This window comes from Variovorax paradoxus (genome assembly GCF_040544635.1).
GTDB classification, from domain to species: domain Bacteria; phylum Pseudomonadota; class Gammaproteobacteria; order Burkholderiales; family Burkholderiaceae_C; genus Variovorax; species Variovorax paradoxus_R.
Genome location: NZ_JBEPKJ010000003.1, coordinates 289,077 through 303,778 on the forward strand (window position 1 = coordinate 289,077; position 14,702 = coordinate 303,778).

General features: G+C 66.1%; 15 protein-coding genes. 5 read left to right on the plus strand and 10 right to left on the minus strand.

Annotated elements, in window-relative coordinates:
• Positions 1-220: 220 nt before the first annotated feature.
• Together ABIC94_RS07115 and apbC are read right to left on the minus strand one after the other, a co-directional pair.
• Positions 221-1,165 carry a LysR substrate-binding domain-containing protein gene (locus tag ABIC94_RS07115; protein WP_354372331.1) on the minus strand — a complete coding sequence of 315 codons (945 nt, stop codon included), beginning with the start codon at positions 1,163-1,165 and terminating at the stop codon, positions 221-223.
• 50 nt (positions 1,166-1,215) lie between these two features.
• Positions 1,216-2,307 carry an iron-sulfur cluster carrier protein ApbC gene (gene apbC, locus ABIC94_RS07120; protein WP_354372332.1) on the minus strand — a complete coding sequence of 364 codons (1,092 nt, stop codon included), beginning with the start codon at positions 2,305-2,307 and terminating at the stop codon, positions 1,216-1,218.
• Positions 2,308-2,478: 171 nt separating this feature from the next.
• On the opposite strand from apbC, the gene ABIC94_RS07125 reads away from it, so the two are divergent.
• Positions 2,479-3,672: a patatin-like phospholipase family protein gene (locus tag ABIC94_RS07125; RefSeq protein ID WP_354372333.1), complete on the plus strand. Its 1,194-nt coding sequence runs from the start codon at positions 2,479-2,481 to the stop codon at positions 3,670-3,672.
• Positions 3,673-3,678: 6 nt separating this feature from the next.
• On the opposite strand, the gene ABIC94_RS07130 is transcribed toward ABIC94_RS07125, so the two are convergent.
• On the minus strand, positions 3,679-4,329 hold the full coding sequence (locus ABIC94_RS07130; RefSeq protein ID WP_354372334.1) for a TetR/AcrR family transcriptional regulator: 651 nt from the start codon (positions 4,327-4,329) through the stop codon (positions 3,679-3,681).
• A gap of 76 nt (positions 4,330-4,405) precedes the next feature.
• Here ABIC94_RS07130 and ABIC94_RS07135 point away from each other — a divergent pair, with 76 nt between their 5' ends.
• Entirely contained in the window at positions 4,406-4,984 is a 579-nt protein-coding gene (locus ABIC94_RS07135) for a redoxin domain-containing protein (RefSeq protein ID WP_354372335.1), read from the plus strand.
• Here ABIC94_RS07135 and ABIC94_RS07140 read toward each other — a convergent pair.
• The 5 genes from ABIC94_RS07140 to ABIC94_RS07160 form a co-directional block, all read right to left on the minus strand.
• Entirely contained in the window at positions 4,981-5,775 is a 795-nt protein-coding gene (locus tag ABIC94_RS07140; RefSeq protein WP_354372336.1) for a phytanoyl-CoA dioxygenase family protein, read from the minus strand. The genes ABIC94_RS07135 and ABIC94_RS07140 overlap by 4 nt on opposite strands.
• 40 nt (positions 5,776-5,815) lie before the next feature.
• Positions 5,816-6,514, minus strand: a complete 699-nt coding sequence (locus ABIC94_RS07145) for a YceH family protein (protein ID WP_354372337.1) — start codon at positions 6,512-6,514, stop codon at positions 5,816-5,818.
• A gap of 43 nt (positions 6,515-6,557) precedes the next feature.
• A complete protein-coding gene (locus ABIC94_RS07150) occupies positions 6,558-7,298 on the minus strand; it encodes a phosphodiester glycosidase family protein (RefSeq protein ID WP_354372338.1) in 741 nt (246 codons plus the stop codon).
• A gap of 25 nt (positions 7,299-7,323) precedes the next feature.
• On the minus strand, positions 7,324-8,355 hold the full coding sequence (locus ABIC94_RS07155) for an isocitrate/isopropylmalate dehydrogenase family protein (protein WP_354372339.1): 1,032 nt from the start codon (positions 8,353-8,355) through the stop codon (positions 7,324-7,326).
• A gap of 121 nt (positions 8,356-8,476) precedes the next feature.
• Positions 8,477-9,115 (minus strand): LpxA family transferase, encoded by a 639-nt coding sequence (locus ABIC94_RS07160; protein WP_354372340.1) that lies wholly within the window; start codon positions 9,113-9,115, stop codon positions 8,477-8,479.
• A gap of 94 nt (positions 9,116-9,209) precedes the next feature.
• Here ABIC94_RS07160 and metG point away from each other — a divergent pair, with 94 nt between their 5' ends.
• From metG to ABIC94_RS07175, 3 genes are read left to right on the plus strand one after another with little or no spacing between them, the layout of a single operon-like run.
• Positions 9,210-11,306 (plus strand): methionine--tRNA ligase, encoded by a 2,097-nt coding sequence (gene metG, locus ABIC94_RS07165; protein ID WP_354372341.1) that lies wholly within the window; start codon positions 9,210-9,212, stop codon positions 11,304-11,306.
• Positions 11,307-11,325: 19 nt separating this feature from the next.
• A complete protein-coding gene (locus ABIC94_RS07170; protein WP_354372342.1) occupies positions 11,326-11,523 on the plus strand; it encodes a hypothetical protein in 198 nt (65 codons plus the stop codon).
• 46 nt (positions 11,524-11,569) lie between these two features.
• Complete coding sequence (locus ABIC94_RS07175) at positions 11,570-13,246, plus strand: SulP family inorganic anion transporter (protein WP_354372343.1); 1,677 nt, start codon at positions 11,570-11,572, stop codon at positions 13,244-13,246.
• On the opposite strand, the gene ABIC94_RS07180 is transcribed toward ABIC94_RS07175, so the two are convergent.
• Together ABIC94_RS07180 and ABIC94_RS07185 are read right to left on the minus strand one after the other, a co-directional pair.
• Complete coding sequence (locus tag ABIC94_RS07180) at positions 13,243-13,554, minus strand: hypothetical protein (protein ID WP_354372344.1); 312 nt, start codon at positions 13,552-13,554, stop codon at positions 13,243-13,245. The genes ABIC94_RS07175 and ABIC94_RS07180 overlap by 4 nt on opposite strands.
• Positions 13,555-14,220 (minus strand): AP2 domain-containing protein, encoded by a 666-nt coding sequence (locus tag ABIC94_RS07185; RefSeq protein WP_354372345.1) that lies wholly within the window; start codon positions 14,218-14,220, stop codon positions 13,555-13,557.
• Positions 14,221-14,702: the final 482 nt, after the last annotated feature.

Genomic DNA, 14,702 nt, shown 5'->3' on the forward strand with positions numbered 1-14,702 from the left:
GCGTCGGGGCCGCCTTGGTTGTCTCGCGGGTCGTGGCTGGGTGGTTGTTCACTGCCTGGGCCTTTTCTCGATGTCTCGGAACTGCCCCCAATGCTTGAGGGCTGACCGAGTGTGTGGGGCCGCCCTGGGCGCGTCAAATTCGATCGGCGCATCGATCGATTCAATAACTAAATGGCCGGGGCAGGCCGGGATCGGCCGAAAACACGGGCCGGCGGAGCGGCTATTCGCCGAGGGCGCCGCTGTGCAGCCGCACCTGCTCCCGCCAGGCAGGCGTCTGCAGGAACACCAGGGCGGCATCGAGCGCGCGCGAAGGGCGCACGCCGGTCTGGGTCATGAAGCCCAGCGGGGTCTTGACCTCGGGGCCCACCAGCGGCAACGCCTCCAGCTCGCGGTAGCTGCGCACGGCCGCGACCATCGCCCCCGGCAGCACGCTGCTGACGGTGCCCGCGAGCACGGCCAAGGCAAGGGTAAGTACCGAGTTCGTCTCGATGGCCGGCGCCACGGCGGTGTCGGCTTCGCGCAACGCCTGGTCGATGATGGAGCGGTTGTGCATGTCGGGCGTGAGCAGGCACAGCGGCAGCTTGCCGGCCTCGGCCCACGACATCGGCTGGCCGATGCGCAGGCGGTCGGCCGAGGGCCGCTCCGCGCGCCGCAAGAGGTAGTAGTGCTCCACGCTCTGCGGCCATGCCGTGAGCTTGATGCCCGGCAGGTGCATGCGTTCGGTGTAGCCGAGCGCCAGATCGACCGAAAGGCTCTCGAGCCCCGTTTCCAGGTCTTGCGAACTCATCGACAGCACGGCCGGCACGATGCCCGGGTGCAGCTCGTGCAGCATGGCCGCAAAGCGCGACAGCATCGGAATCGCGGTGGGCACCGCCGCCATGCGCAGCCGCCCGCGCGGATGCCCCTCTTCGCTGCGCAGCTCCTGCTGCAGCACCTCGTTGTCGCGCAGCATGCGCTGCGCCGTGGCCAGCACGCGCTCGCCTTCGTGCGTGAGGCCCACGTACACGCGCGCCCGCTTCACGATGACCACGCCGAACTCGCCTTCGAGCGAGCGCAGCGCGTTCGAAAGCGCCGGCTGCGTGATGTGGCAGGCCTGCGCCGCACGCCCGAAATGCTTGTGCTCGCTCAGCGCGACCAGGTAGCGCATCGAAGCAAGCAGGTTCACTTCACTTGCTCCGGCATGTGCTCACGAAACCTGGGCGGGCGCACCATTCTTCAGGTGTTCTTGCTGATGGAAATGGTCGGGAACTTCGACGAGAAGTCCTTGGCCTTCTCGGCGATGCCCACGGCCACTTGTCGCGCAACGGCCTTGTAGATGCCGGCCACTTCGCCGTCGGGGTCGGCCACCACCGTGGGCTTGCCGCTGTCGGCCTGCAAGCGGATGTTGATGTCCAGCGGCAGTGCGCCGAGGTATTCCATCTCGTACTGCGCCGCCATCTTCTTGCCCCCTTCGGAACCGAAGATGTGCTCGACGTGGCCGCAGTTGGAGCAGATGTGCACCGCCATGTTTTCGACGATGCCCAGGATCGGCACGCCGACCTTCTCGAACATCTTGATGCCCTTCTTGGCATCGAGCAGCGCGATGTCCTGCGGCGTGGTGACGATCACCGCGCCGGTCATCGGCACGCGCTGCGAAAGGGTCAGCTGGATGTCGCCGGTGCCGGGCGGCATGTCGACGATCAGGTAGTCGAGGTCTTTCCAGTTGGTCTGGCGCAGCAGCTGCTCCAGCGCCTGGGTGGCCATGGGGCCGCGCCAGATCATGGCTTCGTCCTGGTCGACCAGGAAACCGATCGACATGACCTGCACGCCGTGGTTTTCGAGCGGCTCCATGGTCTTGCCGTCTTCGCTCTCGGGTCGGCCCTCGATGCCCAGCATCATCGGCTGGCTCGGGCCGTAGATGTCGGCGTCGAGCAGCCCGACGGCCGCGCCTTCGGACGCCAGCGCCAGCGCCAGGTTGGCGGCCGTGGTGCTCTTGCCCACGCCGCCCTTGCCGGACGCCACCGCGATGATGTTCTTCACGTTGGGCATCAGCTGCACGCCACGCTGCACGGCATGGCTGATGACCTTGGTGACGATGTTGACGGAGACGTTGCTCACGCCCGGTACCGTCTTTGCGGCCGCGACCAGCGCCTTGCGCATGGCGGCATGCTGGCTCTTGGCCGGGTAGCCGAGCTCCAGGTCGAACGACACGTCGCCGTCTGATATCTGCAGGTTCTTGAGCGACCGCGTCGCCACGAAATCCTTGCCGGTGTTAGGGTCCGAGACGGCCTTGAGCGCGTCCATGAGCCCTTCTGGGGTGAGTGCCATTGATCTAACTCCTGAATGGCGGGTAGTCTAGTGGGTCGCCCGCGGCCTTCGCGCACTTTGTGTTGCTTCGCCTTCCTTGACTTGGGGGCAACAACCGGCGGCCCGGCAAGGCAGGATTTCCCCAACCCCGGAGCGCGAGCCCCTTTTTCAACAGCAAACAGCAACAAGAAGATGCCCGAGACACCTCCCGCCACCGGTCTTCTGCTCACCGGCGGCGGCGCCCGGGCTGCCTACCAGGTCGGCGTGCTCGAAGCCATTTCCGAAATCAGGCGTACAGCCGGTTTCTCGGGCCAGCGCAATCCCTTTCCCGTGATCACCGGCACCTCGGCCGGCGCCATCAACGCCGCCGCGCTGGCCTGCGGCGCCGACGATTTCGACGGCGCGGTCGCGAACATTGCGCAGGTCTGGCGCGACTTCCGCGCCGGGCAGGTCTACCGCGCCGATTCGTTCTCGGTCCTCGGCAGCGGCACGCGCTGGCGCATGCTGCTCGGGCTCGGGCGCTTTGCCGCCAACTGGATGCGCATCAAGCCGCGCTCCCTGCTCGACAACGCGCCGCTGGCCGACCTGCTGGCCCGCATGGTGCCGCTCGAACGCCTGCCGCAGCTCATGCGGGAAGGCCACCTGCAGGCGCTCGCCGTGACCGCGTCGAGCTACAGCTCGGGCGAGCACGTCACCTTCTTCGAAGCCGCCGTGCCGATGGAACCATGGGTACGTTCGCAGCGGCTGTCGGTGCGCGACCGCATCAGTCACGCGCACCTGCTGGCCTCATCGGCCATTCCCTTCGTGTTCCCGGCCACCGCACTGCCGATGCAGGAACACACCGAGTATTTCGGCGACGGCTCGATGCGGCAATCGGCGCCCATCGCGGCGGCGATTCACCTCGGCGCCAAGCGCATCCTGGTGATCGGCGCCGGCCGCATGCATGAGCCGCGCGACACCGACGCGCCCAACACCTACAGCGGCTACCCCACCATGGCGCAGATCGCGGGCCATGCGCTTTCGAGCATCTTTCTCGATGCGTTGGCCGTGGACATCGAGCGGCTGCGGCGCATCAACCATACGCTCGGCCTCATTCCCGAAGAAGCCCGCAAGTCGAGCTCGCTGCGTCCGCTCGATCTGCTGGTGATCGCGCCGTCGGAGCGGCTCGACGTGATTGCGGCGCGCCATGTCGACGCGCTGCCTGGCGCGGTGCGCCACCTGCTGGGCGGCTCCAAGGTCGCAGCCGACGTGAAGGGCGGCGCGCTTGCGAGCTATCTGCTGTTCGAGTCGGGCTACACGCGCGAGCTGATGGCGCTCGGGCGGGCCGATGCGATGCGGCAGCAGGATGAAGTGCTGCGGTTCTTCGGGTGGGAAGCCGCCGCCTGACGCAGGTCAGCGCATGCCGCCGCCGTTCGCGGACAGCCCCGCCAGCAGCAGATCCAGGCTGGCCTGGAATTCGCCGTCCGCCGTGCTGCCGGCGGCCGCGTTCGCAATGTCGATCAGATGCGCAAAGCGGTCGCCCGGCAAGGCCCTGAACCGCGCGATGGTGAGTTCCGCCGATTCCGAGGCTTGCAGTGCCAGCGGGCCGGCCAGTTCGGATTGCGCAAGCCCCGTGATCAACCCCGACACCGCGCGGAATGCAACGAGCAAGGCCTGCCCCGAGCGCCCGCTGCGGGCCAGGGCGCGCAGCATCGCCTCGGTGACCTCGAACACGGCTGGCGAACGGCTTCGGCGCGTGAGGATCAGCGGAATGGCATGCGGATGCGCCCGCACCGCCTGCCACAGCGCCGTGGCAATCGCCCGGACCTCGTCCTGCCATTGCGCATAGTCGACGAGCGGCCAGCGCGCCTCGCCGATCACCGCCTCCACCACCAGCAGATCGATGTCCTCGCGCTGCGACACGTAGTTGTAGAGCGTCATGGCGCCGGTGCCGAGCTCGCCGGCAAGTGCGCGCATGGAAAGCCCCGCCAGCCCTTCCCGGTCGACAAGCGCCAATGCGGCGGCCTGGAGCTGCGAATGCGTGAATTTGGCGGGTCGTCCCATGAAGACGGATGTTGACGCAGTTTGAAAGAGGCGAGTATATTCGATTACGTACATCGTACGTTAAAGGAGAATTTAAATGAAACTCGCGCCCGGGGATATGGCCCCCGTCATTGCCGCAAGCACCATCCATGGCAAGCCGGTCGACCTTCCGGACTCGGTGCAACGCTATGCGCATCTGCAGTTCCGGCGCTTTGCGGGCTGCCCCGTGTGCAACTTCCATCTGCTCACGATGAGCAGGCGCCAAGCGGAGATTGCCGCCGCTGGCATTCGCCAGGTCGTCTTCTTTCATTCTTCGCGCGAAGAAATGCTCAAGTACCAGGCGCAGCTGCCGTTCGATTGCGTTGCCGACGCAAGCAAGAAGCACTTCAAGGCCTTCGGGGTCGAAACGTCCGTGCGGGCGCTGCTGAACCCCCGCGTCTTCTGGAGCGGACTGCGGTGGGTGCTGACGACCGGACGCCTCTACAGAAGGGCGGAGAACGGCATCCTCGGCCTGCCCGCGGATTTTCTTGTGGATGCGCAGGGCCGCATCGTGGCCTGCAAGTACGGTGCGCATGCGGACGACCATTGGGAGGTCGATGAACTGCTGCAGCTGGCCAGCAAAGAGCCGCAGCTTGCGCAGACGGCGTCGGACGTGGCGCCTGTGATGCCGGCCTAGCCGCTCACCGCCTGCACGATCGCTTCTTCGACGGGACAGCGCGCCTGTCGCGGCGCATCGAGATTGAACGGTTGCGCGGGCAGCAATGGCGGCTGGGCCATGAAACGCGGCCGCGTGCCGCGGTGCGGCTGGGCCGAATGCACCAGGAACGGATGGCACAGGTACACGGTGCCCGCCGCGCCCGTCGCCAGCACCTCGGGCCGCCCGGCGGACTCGGCAAAGCCGTTGCGCGCCAGTTCACCGAGCGACAGGCCCTCCTCGCCGGCCGGCATCAGCAGCCGTGCGATATCGGTATGCGAGCCGGCGCGAATACGCGTGGGCGCGTCGTCCTCGCCCACATCCGAGAACAGGAAGAGCATCAGCAGCGCTCGCCCTTTGGAGCGGACATTCGCGCGCCATGACATGAAGTCCGGGTTCTCCAACCCGAAGCTCACATCGATGTGCCAGCCGGCGTCGCCCGGATCTTCGGCCGAAGGAAAGCGCACGGGAAAGGTGCCCATGCTGCGACACGGCTGCCACCCGCCGGGGCCGACGAGCAGGTTGAAGGCATCGTGCAGGAGCGGGGTGTTCGCGGCTTCAACGAAAGGCTGCTGCGGGTACATACCGAGCCGAACAACGGGCTTCGTCCACGTCGACGGATCGTCCGGATCACATCCGGTATCCCGCCAGAGAATCGTGCGGGCCTCTTCTGCGAGTTCGCGTGAAAAGGCGTTGTCGATACGCAGGAAGCCGTCGCGGATGAAGACCTGCGAACGCGGGTCGTCCGCCGGAAAAATCGAATGCTCGGGCATCAAGGGCTAAGGCTAATTGAGTCCGAAGAGCACCAGCATGCTAGCCCGCTTCGGAAATCCCGAGCTCCGAACACACCCGCCCCACCAGCGCCTTCAGCGATGCAAGCTCGGCCTCGAGCCGCGCCACGTTGGCCTTGAGCGCGGCGACCTCGCCGAGCGATGCATCGTGCGATGAATATGCGGCATATGCCCCGTCGGCCGATGCGCCAGCCGGCCCGGCAACCTCTTCCGCCGGCGCACCGCTCAGCAGATGTGCCCAGCGGCTTTCGCGTGCGCCGGGCAGGCGCGCGAGCTTGACGACCAGCGCCCCGGCCGGCCGCTCCGCGAGTTCGTCGAGAAAGCCCTCGACCGACGAAATGTCGGCGAAGTTGTGCATGCGGTCGCAGGCAATGCGCAGCTCGCCGGCCGTTTGCGGGCCGCGCAGCATCAGCACGGTGAGCAAGATGACCGACTGCGACGGAATGCGCAGCACGCGGTCGATGTTGTGCTCGTAGCGAAAGGCGCGCCCACCGCTGGTTTCCGCCACCAGGCTGTAGCCCTTCAGGCTGTCGATGGCAGCCTGCACCTGCGCCTCGCTCAGTTCGAGCACGGGGTTGCGGCTGGTCTTCTGGTTGCTGCCGGATACCAGCGAATTGAGCGTGAGCGGATAGCTGTCGGGCACGGTGCGCTGCTTCTCGGCCAGCACGCCGAGCACGCGGGTTTCGACGAGCGAAAGAATGGGAAGGGCCTGGGTGGTCATGACTCAAATATCCTGAATGAAAACGCGGGCGGCAAAGGCCGGTTCACGGCACCGCCACGCCGAGTATCGGGCCCAGGTCCCTCGTGATATCGCTGCGCCGCAGCGCAGGCGAATGCAAGGCCGACACGGTGCCGTCGAGATAAAGCGCATCGCGGCAATGCAGCACGTCGCGAAAGTACAGCGCGAACTCGTAGAAATTCACCGGCTGCTCGCTGATCACGAAGATGGCGGTGTGGCCCGACACGCCCACGCCGTTACGGATCTTGCGCGAATCCGAATCGGGAATGAAGGAGGGATGCACCTTGCCGTGGCGCAGCAGCAGCGGGCCGGACTGCGTGGCCAGCCGAACGCCCTTCTCTTTCTTCAAAAGCGCCGGATATTCCGACGATTCGACCACGCGCGGCCCGGCATCGGACACCAGGAACACGCCGTTCGGCTTGAGGAAGAAGTTGCCCGCACCCGGCGCCAGGTTGAGCGGCGCCACCTCGCGCCCGTCCTGCACCAGCAGGCCGACAGGCGAAAAGTCGGCGTGGTACATGCCGGCGTTCATCCCGAACACCAGCTGGCGGTTGCGCGCAGCGAGCCAGGCGTCCAGGCGCTCGAGGCTCTTGAACTCGAGGCCCGTGTCGTCGCGCAGGAACAACTCGAGCCGTTCCGTGCGCAGGTCGACCCTGACGACGGTGTAGCGCGGCGGATCTTCCGCGGCGGCTGCCGTGGCGGCCATGCCGGCCGCGCTGGCTACGCCGGCCGCGCAGAGGGCCAGCAGGAGCAGCAGCTTTCTCATGGAGCTATGGAAAGCCGCCTCCGCTTCAGCCGTTCTGGATGCGGCTGACGAGCGCCTTCGTGAACGCCGCCGTGCCCGCGGTGCCGCCGAGGTCGCCGGTACGCACCTTGTCGATGTTGAGCGTGTCGTCGATGGCCTTGCGCAGGCGCGTGGCCATGTCGGGCAGCTTGACGTGCTCGAGCATCAGCGCGGTGGCCAGCAGCAATGCGGTCGGATTGGCGATGCCCTTGCCGGCAATGTCGGGCGCGGAGCCGTGCACGGCCTCGAAAATCGCGGCATCGGCGCCGATGTTGGCGCCCGGCGCCATGCCCAGGCCACCGACCAGTCCGGCCACGAGGTCGGAAAGAATGTCGCCGAACAGGTTGGTGGTCACCAGCATGTCGAACTGCCACGGGTTGAGCACCAGCTTCATCGCGCAGGCGTCGACGATGATCGAGTCGAGCTCGAACTTGCCCTTGTACTTCCTCTCGTACAGATCGAGGCCCGTCTCCAGGAACAGGCCGGTCAGCACCTTCATGATGTTGGCCTTGTGGACCAGCGTGACCTTCTTGCGGCCCGTGGCAATGGCGGTCTCGAAGGCGTATTCGAGCAGGCGCAGGCACCCTTGGCGTGTGTTGATGCCTGTGGCCATGCCCACGGCGTGCGGGTCTCCGTCGATCCGCACATAGTGCTCATGGCCGATGTAGAGGCCTTCGAGGTTTTCGCGCACGACCATCAGGTCGATCTTGTCGAAGCGACCGCCCGGAACGATGGTGCGGGCGGGGCGCAGGTTGGCGTAGAGCTGGAACTCTTCACGCAGACGCACGTTCGACGAGCGGTAGCCGCCGCCCGATGGCGTCTCGAGCGGGCCCTTGAGCGCCAGTCGGGTGCGGCGGATGCTGTCCAGCGTGGCCTGCGGCAGCGGATCGCCCGAGGCCTTGACACCGCCGAGGCCGGCGATCTGGTGGTCCCACTCGAAGGGAGCTTTCAGCGCGTCGAGCGCGGCCAAGGTGGCGTCGACGATTTCGGGGCCGATGCCATCGCCGGGAATCAGGGTTGCGGGAATGGGGCTGGTCATCGGAAACTCGCTTTCTGTGTATCTATCTTGTATATCTCTTCGCCATATCAGGAGGGAGGCGCTGGCGAAATGCGCGGGGTGGAGCATACGTCGCGCGGGAGACACCCCGCGGGCTTTCGGGTCACTCGGGGTCCGGCAGCTCCTGGTCGAGCAGGCAAGCGCGGCCCACCACGAGGCCCGGCCGCAACAGTGCGCCGGGGGCAATTACCGCGTTGGCGCCGATGCGCACGCCGTCGCCGATGAGGGCGCCGAACTTCTCGCAACCAATCGCTTTCAATGCACCGCCCTCGCCGCTTCGAACCAGAATTTCCTTCGCGGCACGTTCGTTGCGGTGGTTGCAGATGATGCTCCCCGCCTCCAGGTTGACGCCCGCGCCCAGCACCGAATCGCCGACGAAATTGAAGTGCGCGATACCCGTGCCCGGAAACACGAAGGAAGACTTGAGCTCCGTGCCGGGCCCGATGGTGCAGCGCTCGCCCACCCAGTTGCCGCCGCGCAGGTAGGCACCCGCCGCCACGAAGCAGCCGGCGCCGAGAATCAGCGGGCCCTTCAGCACCGCGCCGGCTTCCACGGTGGCGCTGCGATGAACGGCCACCTCGTCCTGCACGGCAAATTCACCTTCCGGCAGCGCCGCGAGCAGTTCGCGAACGATTTCCGGGGCCCGCGCGGTGATTTCCCAGGGCATCAGGCCGTTCCACGGCGCAAGGGGCGAGGCGGTAAAACCGGCAATGTAGGCGGTGAGATCGAGGGCGTTCGGCATGGTGCGATGCTGCCACCTAAAATGCCCGGTTCCCGGAAGCAGCCCCTGGCCGCTTCCGAAGCCAGTCAGCCACTCCCCGAAAGCGCCCTCCCCGATGTCCGCCCCGCGCAAGCTCTTCGTTACCACCGCCCTGCCATACGCCAACGGCAAGTTCCATATCGGCCACATGATGGAATACATCCAGGCCGACATCTGGGTGCGGAACCAGCGAATGAATGGCGCCGAGGTCAACTTCGTCTGTGCCGACGACGCGCATGGCGCGGCCATCAGCATCGCGGCCGACAAGGCGGGTGTGACGCCGCAGGCCTTCGTGGCCGAGATCGCCGCGGGCCGCAAGCCCTATCTGGACGGCTACTACATCTCGTTCGACAACTGGCACTCGACCGATGCGCCCGAGAACCACCAGCTCGCGCAGGACATCTACCGCGACCTGCGCGCCAACGGCCTCATCGAAACCAAGAGCGTCGAGCAGTTCTACGACCCGGCCAAGGGCATGTTCCTGGCCGACCGCTTCATCAAGGGCGAGTGCCCGAACTGCCACGCAAAAGACCAGTACGGCGACAACTGCGAAGTGTGCGGCGCCGTGTACGCGCCCACCGAGCTGATCAACCCCTACTCGGCCCTCTCGGGCGCCAAGCCCGAGCTGCGCAGCTCGGACCACTTCTTCTTCAAGCTCTCGGACCCGCGCTGCGAGGCCTACCTGAAGGAATGGACCGCCGCCCCCGGCCACGTGCAGTCCGAGGTGCAGAACAAGATCCGCGAGTGGCTCTACAAAGACGACGAGGGCAAGGGCGGCCTGGGCGACTGGGACATCAGCCGCGACGCGCCCTACTTCGGCATCGAGATTCCCGATGCGCCGGGCAAGTACTTCTACGTGTGGCTCGACGCGCCCGTGGGCTACCTGGCCTCGCTGAAGAACCTGCTCGACAAGCGCTGCATCGAACTGGGCGGCGACGGCATCTCGTACACCGAGTACATGGCCGACCCGGACCTGGAGCAGGTGCACTTCATCGGCAAGGACATCATCACCTTTCACACCCTCTTCTGGCCCGCGATGCTGCATTTCAGCGGCCGCAAGGCGCCCGATGCGGTGTACGTGCACGGCCACCTGACGGTGAGCGGCGAAAAAATGAGCAAGAGCCGCGGCACCGGCATCGACCCGCTCAAGTACCTCTCGATCGGGCTCGACCCCGAATGGCTGCGCTACTACATCGCGGCCAAGCTCAACGGCCGTAACGAAGACATCGACTTCAACCCCGAAGACTTCGTGGCGCGCGTCAACAGCGACCTGGTCGGCAAGTACATCAACATCGCGAGCCGCGCGGCAGGGTTCATCGGCAAGCGCTTCGGCGGCAAGCTGGGCGAGATTTCGGCCGACGGCGACGCACTGCTGTTTGCGCTGCGCGATGCGGGGCCGCAACTGCATTCGCTGTACGACGGCCGCGACTACGCCCGCGCACTGCGCGAGGTGATGGCATTGGCCGACAAGGTGAACGAATACGTCGACCAGAACAAGCCCTGGGAGCTGGCCAAGAAAGAAGGCCAGGAAGCGCGCCTGCACGATGTGTGCACGGTGTGCATCGAGGCTTTCCGCCTGCTCACGCTGTACCTGAAGCCGGTGCTGCCGGCGCTTGCCGTCAACGTCGAGGCTTTCCTCAAGATTGCGCCGCTCACCTGGGCCGACGGCGCAGAGGCGCTGCCCGTGGGCCATGCCATCGGCGAGTACAAGCACCTGATGCAGCGTGCCGACGCGAAGATGGTCGACAAGCTGTTCGATGCGCCCGAGCCGGTGGCGGCAGCGGCCGTGGAAGCCGCGGCCGGTGCGCTGCCCGGCGGCGAGGCCATCGCGCCCGTCATCACCATCGACGACTTCGCGAAGATCGACCTGCGCATTGCGAAGATCGTGGCCTGCGAGAAAGTCGAAGGCTCGACCAAGCTGCTGCGCCTGACGCTCGACGCCGGCGAAGAAAAGACGCGAAACGTGTTCAGCGGCATCGCCTCGGCCTACCAACCCGAGCAGCTCGTGGGGAAGCTCACGGTGCTGGTCGCCAACCTGGCGCCGCGCAAGATGAAGTTCGGCATCAGCGAAGGCATGGTGCTGGCCGCCAGCCATGCCGACGAAAAAGCCAACCCGGGCATCCACGTGCTCGAACCCTGGCCCGGCGCCACGCCCGGCATGCGGGTTCGCTGATTTTCGAGAGGACCGCACCATGCTGAAGCGCACCATCCTTCTGTTGTCATTCGCGGCCATGCTGAGCGGCTGCGCGGTGGTGACCGTGGCAGGTACCGCCGTGAGCGTGGGTGCCAGCGCGGTGGGCCTGGCAGCGGATGCGGCCATCGGCACCGCGCGCATCACCGGCAAGGCCGTGGGTGCGGCGGCCGACGCGGTGATTCCCGACAGCGACTGAACCGCGCGGCCGGCCATGCCGGCATGGGGTACACAATGGGTGCCCCATGCATTCACCGCTGAACATCACCCGCTTTCGCCCACGCCTGCTGGACGCCATGGCGGGTTACGACCGGGGACGCTTCTTCAAGGATCTGGGCGCGGGCGCCACCGTCGGCATCGTGGCGCTGCCGCTGGCCATGGCATTTGCCATCGCCTCCGGGCTCAAGCCCGAAGCCGGCATCTGGACGGCGATCATCGCGGGCTTCCTGATCTCGCTCCTGGGCGGCTCCGCGGTGCAGATCGGCGGGCCGGCCGGCGCCTTCATCGTGATCGTCTACGGCATCGTCGAACGCTACGGCCTGGCGAACCTGCTGATATCGACCGCCTGCGCCGGCGTGCTGCTGTTCGCGGCGGGGCTGTTCGGGCTCGGCCGGCTGGTGCGCTTCGTGCCGCTGTCGATCGTGGTCGGGTTCACCAACGGCATCGCGGTGCTCATTCTCCTGTCGCAGCTGAAAGACCTGCTCGGGCTCACAGTGGAGAAGATGCCGGCCGACGTGTTCTCGCAGTTGCACGCCATGGCGCTGCAGATCGGCACCTTCAACCCCTATGCGTTCGCGCTGGGGCTGGCCTGCCTGGTCGGGCTGGTGGTCTGGCCGCTGCTGCTGCGCGGTGAATCGAAGGTTGGGCACGCGGTGCAGCGGCTGGCGGGGCGCATTGCGCGAACCCGCGCGGTGCAGGTGGGCGCGCGCATGCCGGGGCCCATCGTCGCGCTGGTCACGCTCACGCTGGTGTCGTGGGGCTTCGACCTGCCGGTGGAAACCATCGGCACGCGCTTCGGCGGCATTCCCGAAGGCTTGCCGACTTTTGCGCTGCCCGATTTCTCGTGGGAAACGGTCAAGCAGCTGGTGACGCCGACGCTGACCATTGCGCTGCTGGGCGCCATCGAGTCGCTGCTGTGCGCCCGAGTGGCCGACCAGATCAGCGGACAGCCGCGCCATGACCCGAACCAGGAACTGATGGCGCAAGGCATCGCCAACCTGGTGACACCGTTCTTCGGCGGCATGCCGGCCACCGGCACCATTGCGCGCACGGTGACCAACATCCGCTCCGGCGGCAACTCGCCGATCGCGGGCATCGTGCATGCGGTCACGCTGATGGTGGCCGTGCTGCTGGCGGCGCCGCTCGCGCGCCATGTGCCGCTCGCGGTGCTGGCGGGCATTCTGGTGTTCGTGGGCCTGAACATGGGCGAATGGCGGGAGTTCACGCCGGGCCAGCTGCGGCACTTCAGCCGCCACTACCGGCTGCTGATGCTCGGCACCTTCTTTCTCACGGTCGTTTTCGACCTGACGGTGGCGGTGCAAGTGGGCATCGTGCTGGCCTGCGCGCTTTTCATCCGCCGCATGAGCGGGCTTTTCAGCGTCGAGTTGGTCACCATGCAGCCGCCGGTGCTCACTTACCGCCTCTACGGCGCGCTGTTCTTCGGGGCGGCGGCCAAGCTGGATGAAGCCGTCAACGCGGCCGAGAGCGCGCCGCGCGGCATGACGGTGGTGCTCGACGCCACGCACCTGATCTACCTGGACGCGACCGGCGTCGACGCGCTGCGCCAGCTGCACCGCGCGGTGCTGGCGCGCGACGGGCTGCTGCGCCTGGAGTCGCTGCAGCCGCAGCCGCTCGAGGTGATCGTGCGCTCGGGGTTTGCCGATGAGCTGACGAGCGGCCAGCCGCACGGGGCGGAAGGCTAGTTTAGTGTTCCGTTCTGTTTGGAGCTTGATCGGCGATCGGCGCGGATCACCTTCTGCAGGATTTCGCGGGCGCCCTGGGTCCAAATGAACGGCTGGGGGTTGGTGTTGAGATGTGCGATGAACTCGTCGATGGCGGCAACGAGCACGGGCACACTGGTGAACACCTCTCGGCGCAGGCGGTTTTCGGTGATGCCGCAAAGAATCGCTCCACCATGTTCAGCCACAACGCCGAGATCGGCGTGAAGTGCATGTTGAATCTCAGCCGGAGGACTTCGTGCCCGGGCGCTTGCAGCACTGGCAACGGGCATTCATGGCGCGTTCCCTTCCACATGCTGCGCCAAGTCTTTAATACCTGATCGAACGGCCGCAGTCAAGAGTGTGTTGAGCTGACGCTTCCGCGCCACCTGCGCCAACTGCTGTTTCCGCTCGGCAATCGCCATGGCCTTGGCAGCTTCTTCGCCATACGTTCTGACTGCGAACGACTTTTGCAGATACCGTCCGGAGCCCGCATAGGTTCGCGCGATCCAGCTGCCCAAGGCAGTTTGATACGCCTTGCGAAAAAGAACACCGGAGGAGCCCGTCTTGTTGGTGCTGCGCAGCAACAAACCTTTGTCGATGGGCGGTGGGCGGTCTGCGAGCAGAGGCTGCAGTGGCGTTTCACGCAAGGCCGCTTCGGCTGGATGCACCCGATTCAGGCCGTGCATCTGCTGCAACTGCTTTTGACGCTCTGCAATGGCCAGCGCCTTAGCCTCGTCAGCGCCATACCGTCCAACGCTGAAGCATTTTCTCAGTACCTTGCCCGGCCCAAGGTACGTTCTTGCCTGCCAGGACGAAGGTCGACCGTCTTGGCCGAGAGCGCATACGACACCTGGAATGCCGGTCGTGTTGTTGCGCCTCAGCTTGTCGGCTCGCGCGGCGCGTGTCGTCGGTGGGTGAGCCCGAACGATCTCGTCGCGCCACGCTTGTGCGTGCAAGAGCGTCGCTTCCTCGCACCGTAGATGGTGAAAACAAACATCTTGAAATGGGTTGTGCGCTGGCGCTTGATCGCTACCTTCCAGCCGACCCGACCTCGTGTGATGCCGTACATGTCGGGGGATTTAGTATCCGATTCTGCTATTGACATAGCTCTTCTCAAAAAGGAACTGTCGACGCATGCACGTTCACTCGTCAGAGTTGTTGGGCATGCGAAGACGCGAGGGGGCTGACGCGGCGTCGACGATGCAGCGGCCCGTCGGGCGACGGTAACATCGCCGCCTCAACGCCTCATGCCTTCGGCCCTCGCCTTGTTCGTCAGCCCTCAAGCTTGCTGCCCAGTGCACCAATGAAGAGTCGTAGCTCAGCTTGCTCCACTGGCCGCGCACGCCGACGACGGCACCGACCATGTGAGACACAAGCAAACCGACGCGCGCTCGCCGACGGGGCCACAGCCAATACTGGCAACGCTTCGTCTGGTGCG

Coding starts and splice junctions, on each gene's coding strand:
- apbC (WP_354372332.1), bottom strand. CDS start 2,307: ATGGCACTCACCCCAGAAGGGCTCATGGACGCGCTCAAGGCCGTCTCG.
- ABIC94_RS07125 (WP_354372333.1), top strand. CDS start 2,479: ATGCCCGAGACACCTCCCGCCACCGGTCTTCTGCTCACCGGCGGCGGC.
- ABIC94_RS07130 (WP_354372334.1), bottom strand. CDS start 4,329: ATGGGACGACCCGCCAAATTCACGCATTCGCAGCTCCAGGCCGCCGCA.
- ABIC94_RS07135 (WP_354372335.1), top strand. CDS start 4,406: ATGAAACTCGCGCCCGGGGATATGGCCCCCGTCATTGCCGCAAGCACC.
- ABIC94_RS07140 (WP_354372336.1), bottom strand. CDS start 5,775: ATGCCCGAGCATTCGATTTTTCCGGCGGACGACCCGCGTTCGCAGGTC.
- ABIC94_RS07145 (WP_354372337.1), bottom strand. CDS start 6,514: ATGACCACCCAGGCCCTTCCCATTCTTTCGCTCGTCGAAACCCGCGTG.
- ABIC94_RS07150 (WP_354372338.1), bottom strand. CDS start 7,298: ATGAGAAAGCTGCTGCTCCTGCTGGCCCTCTGCGCGGCCGGCGTAGCC.
- ABIC94_RS07155 (WP_354372339.1), bottom strand. CDS start 8,355: ATGACCAGCCCCATTCCCGCAACCCTGATTCCCGGCGATGGCATCGGC.
- ABIC94_RS07160 (WP_354372340.1), bottom strand. CDS start 9,115: ATGCCGAACGCCCTCGATCTCACCGCCTACATTGCCGGTTTTACCGCC.
- metG (WP_354372341.1), top strand. CDS start 9,210: ATGTCCGCCCCGCGCAAGCTCTTCGTTACCACCGCCCTGCCATACGCC.
- ABIC94_RS07170 (WP_354372342.1), top strand. CDS start 11,326: ATGCTGAAGCGCACCATCCTTCTGTTGTCATTCGCGGCCATGCTGAGC.
- ABIC94_RS07175 (WP_354372343.1), top strand. CDS start 11,570: ATGCATTCACCGCTGAACATCACCCGCTTTCGCCCACGCCTGCTGGAC.
- ABIC94_RS07180 (WP_354372344.1), bottom strand. CDS start 13,554: ATGCCCGTTGCCAGTGCTGCAAGCGCCCGGGCACGAAGTCCTCCGGCT.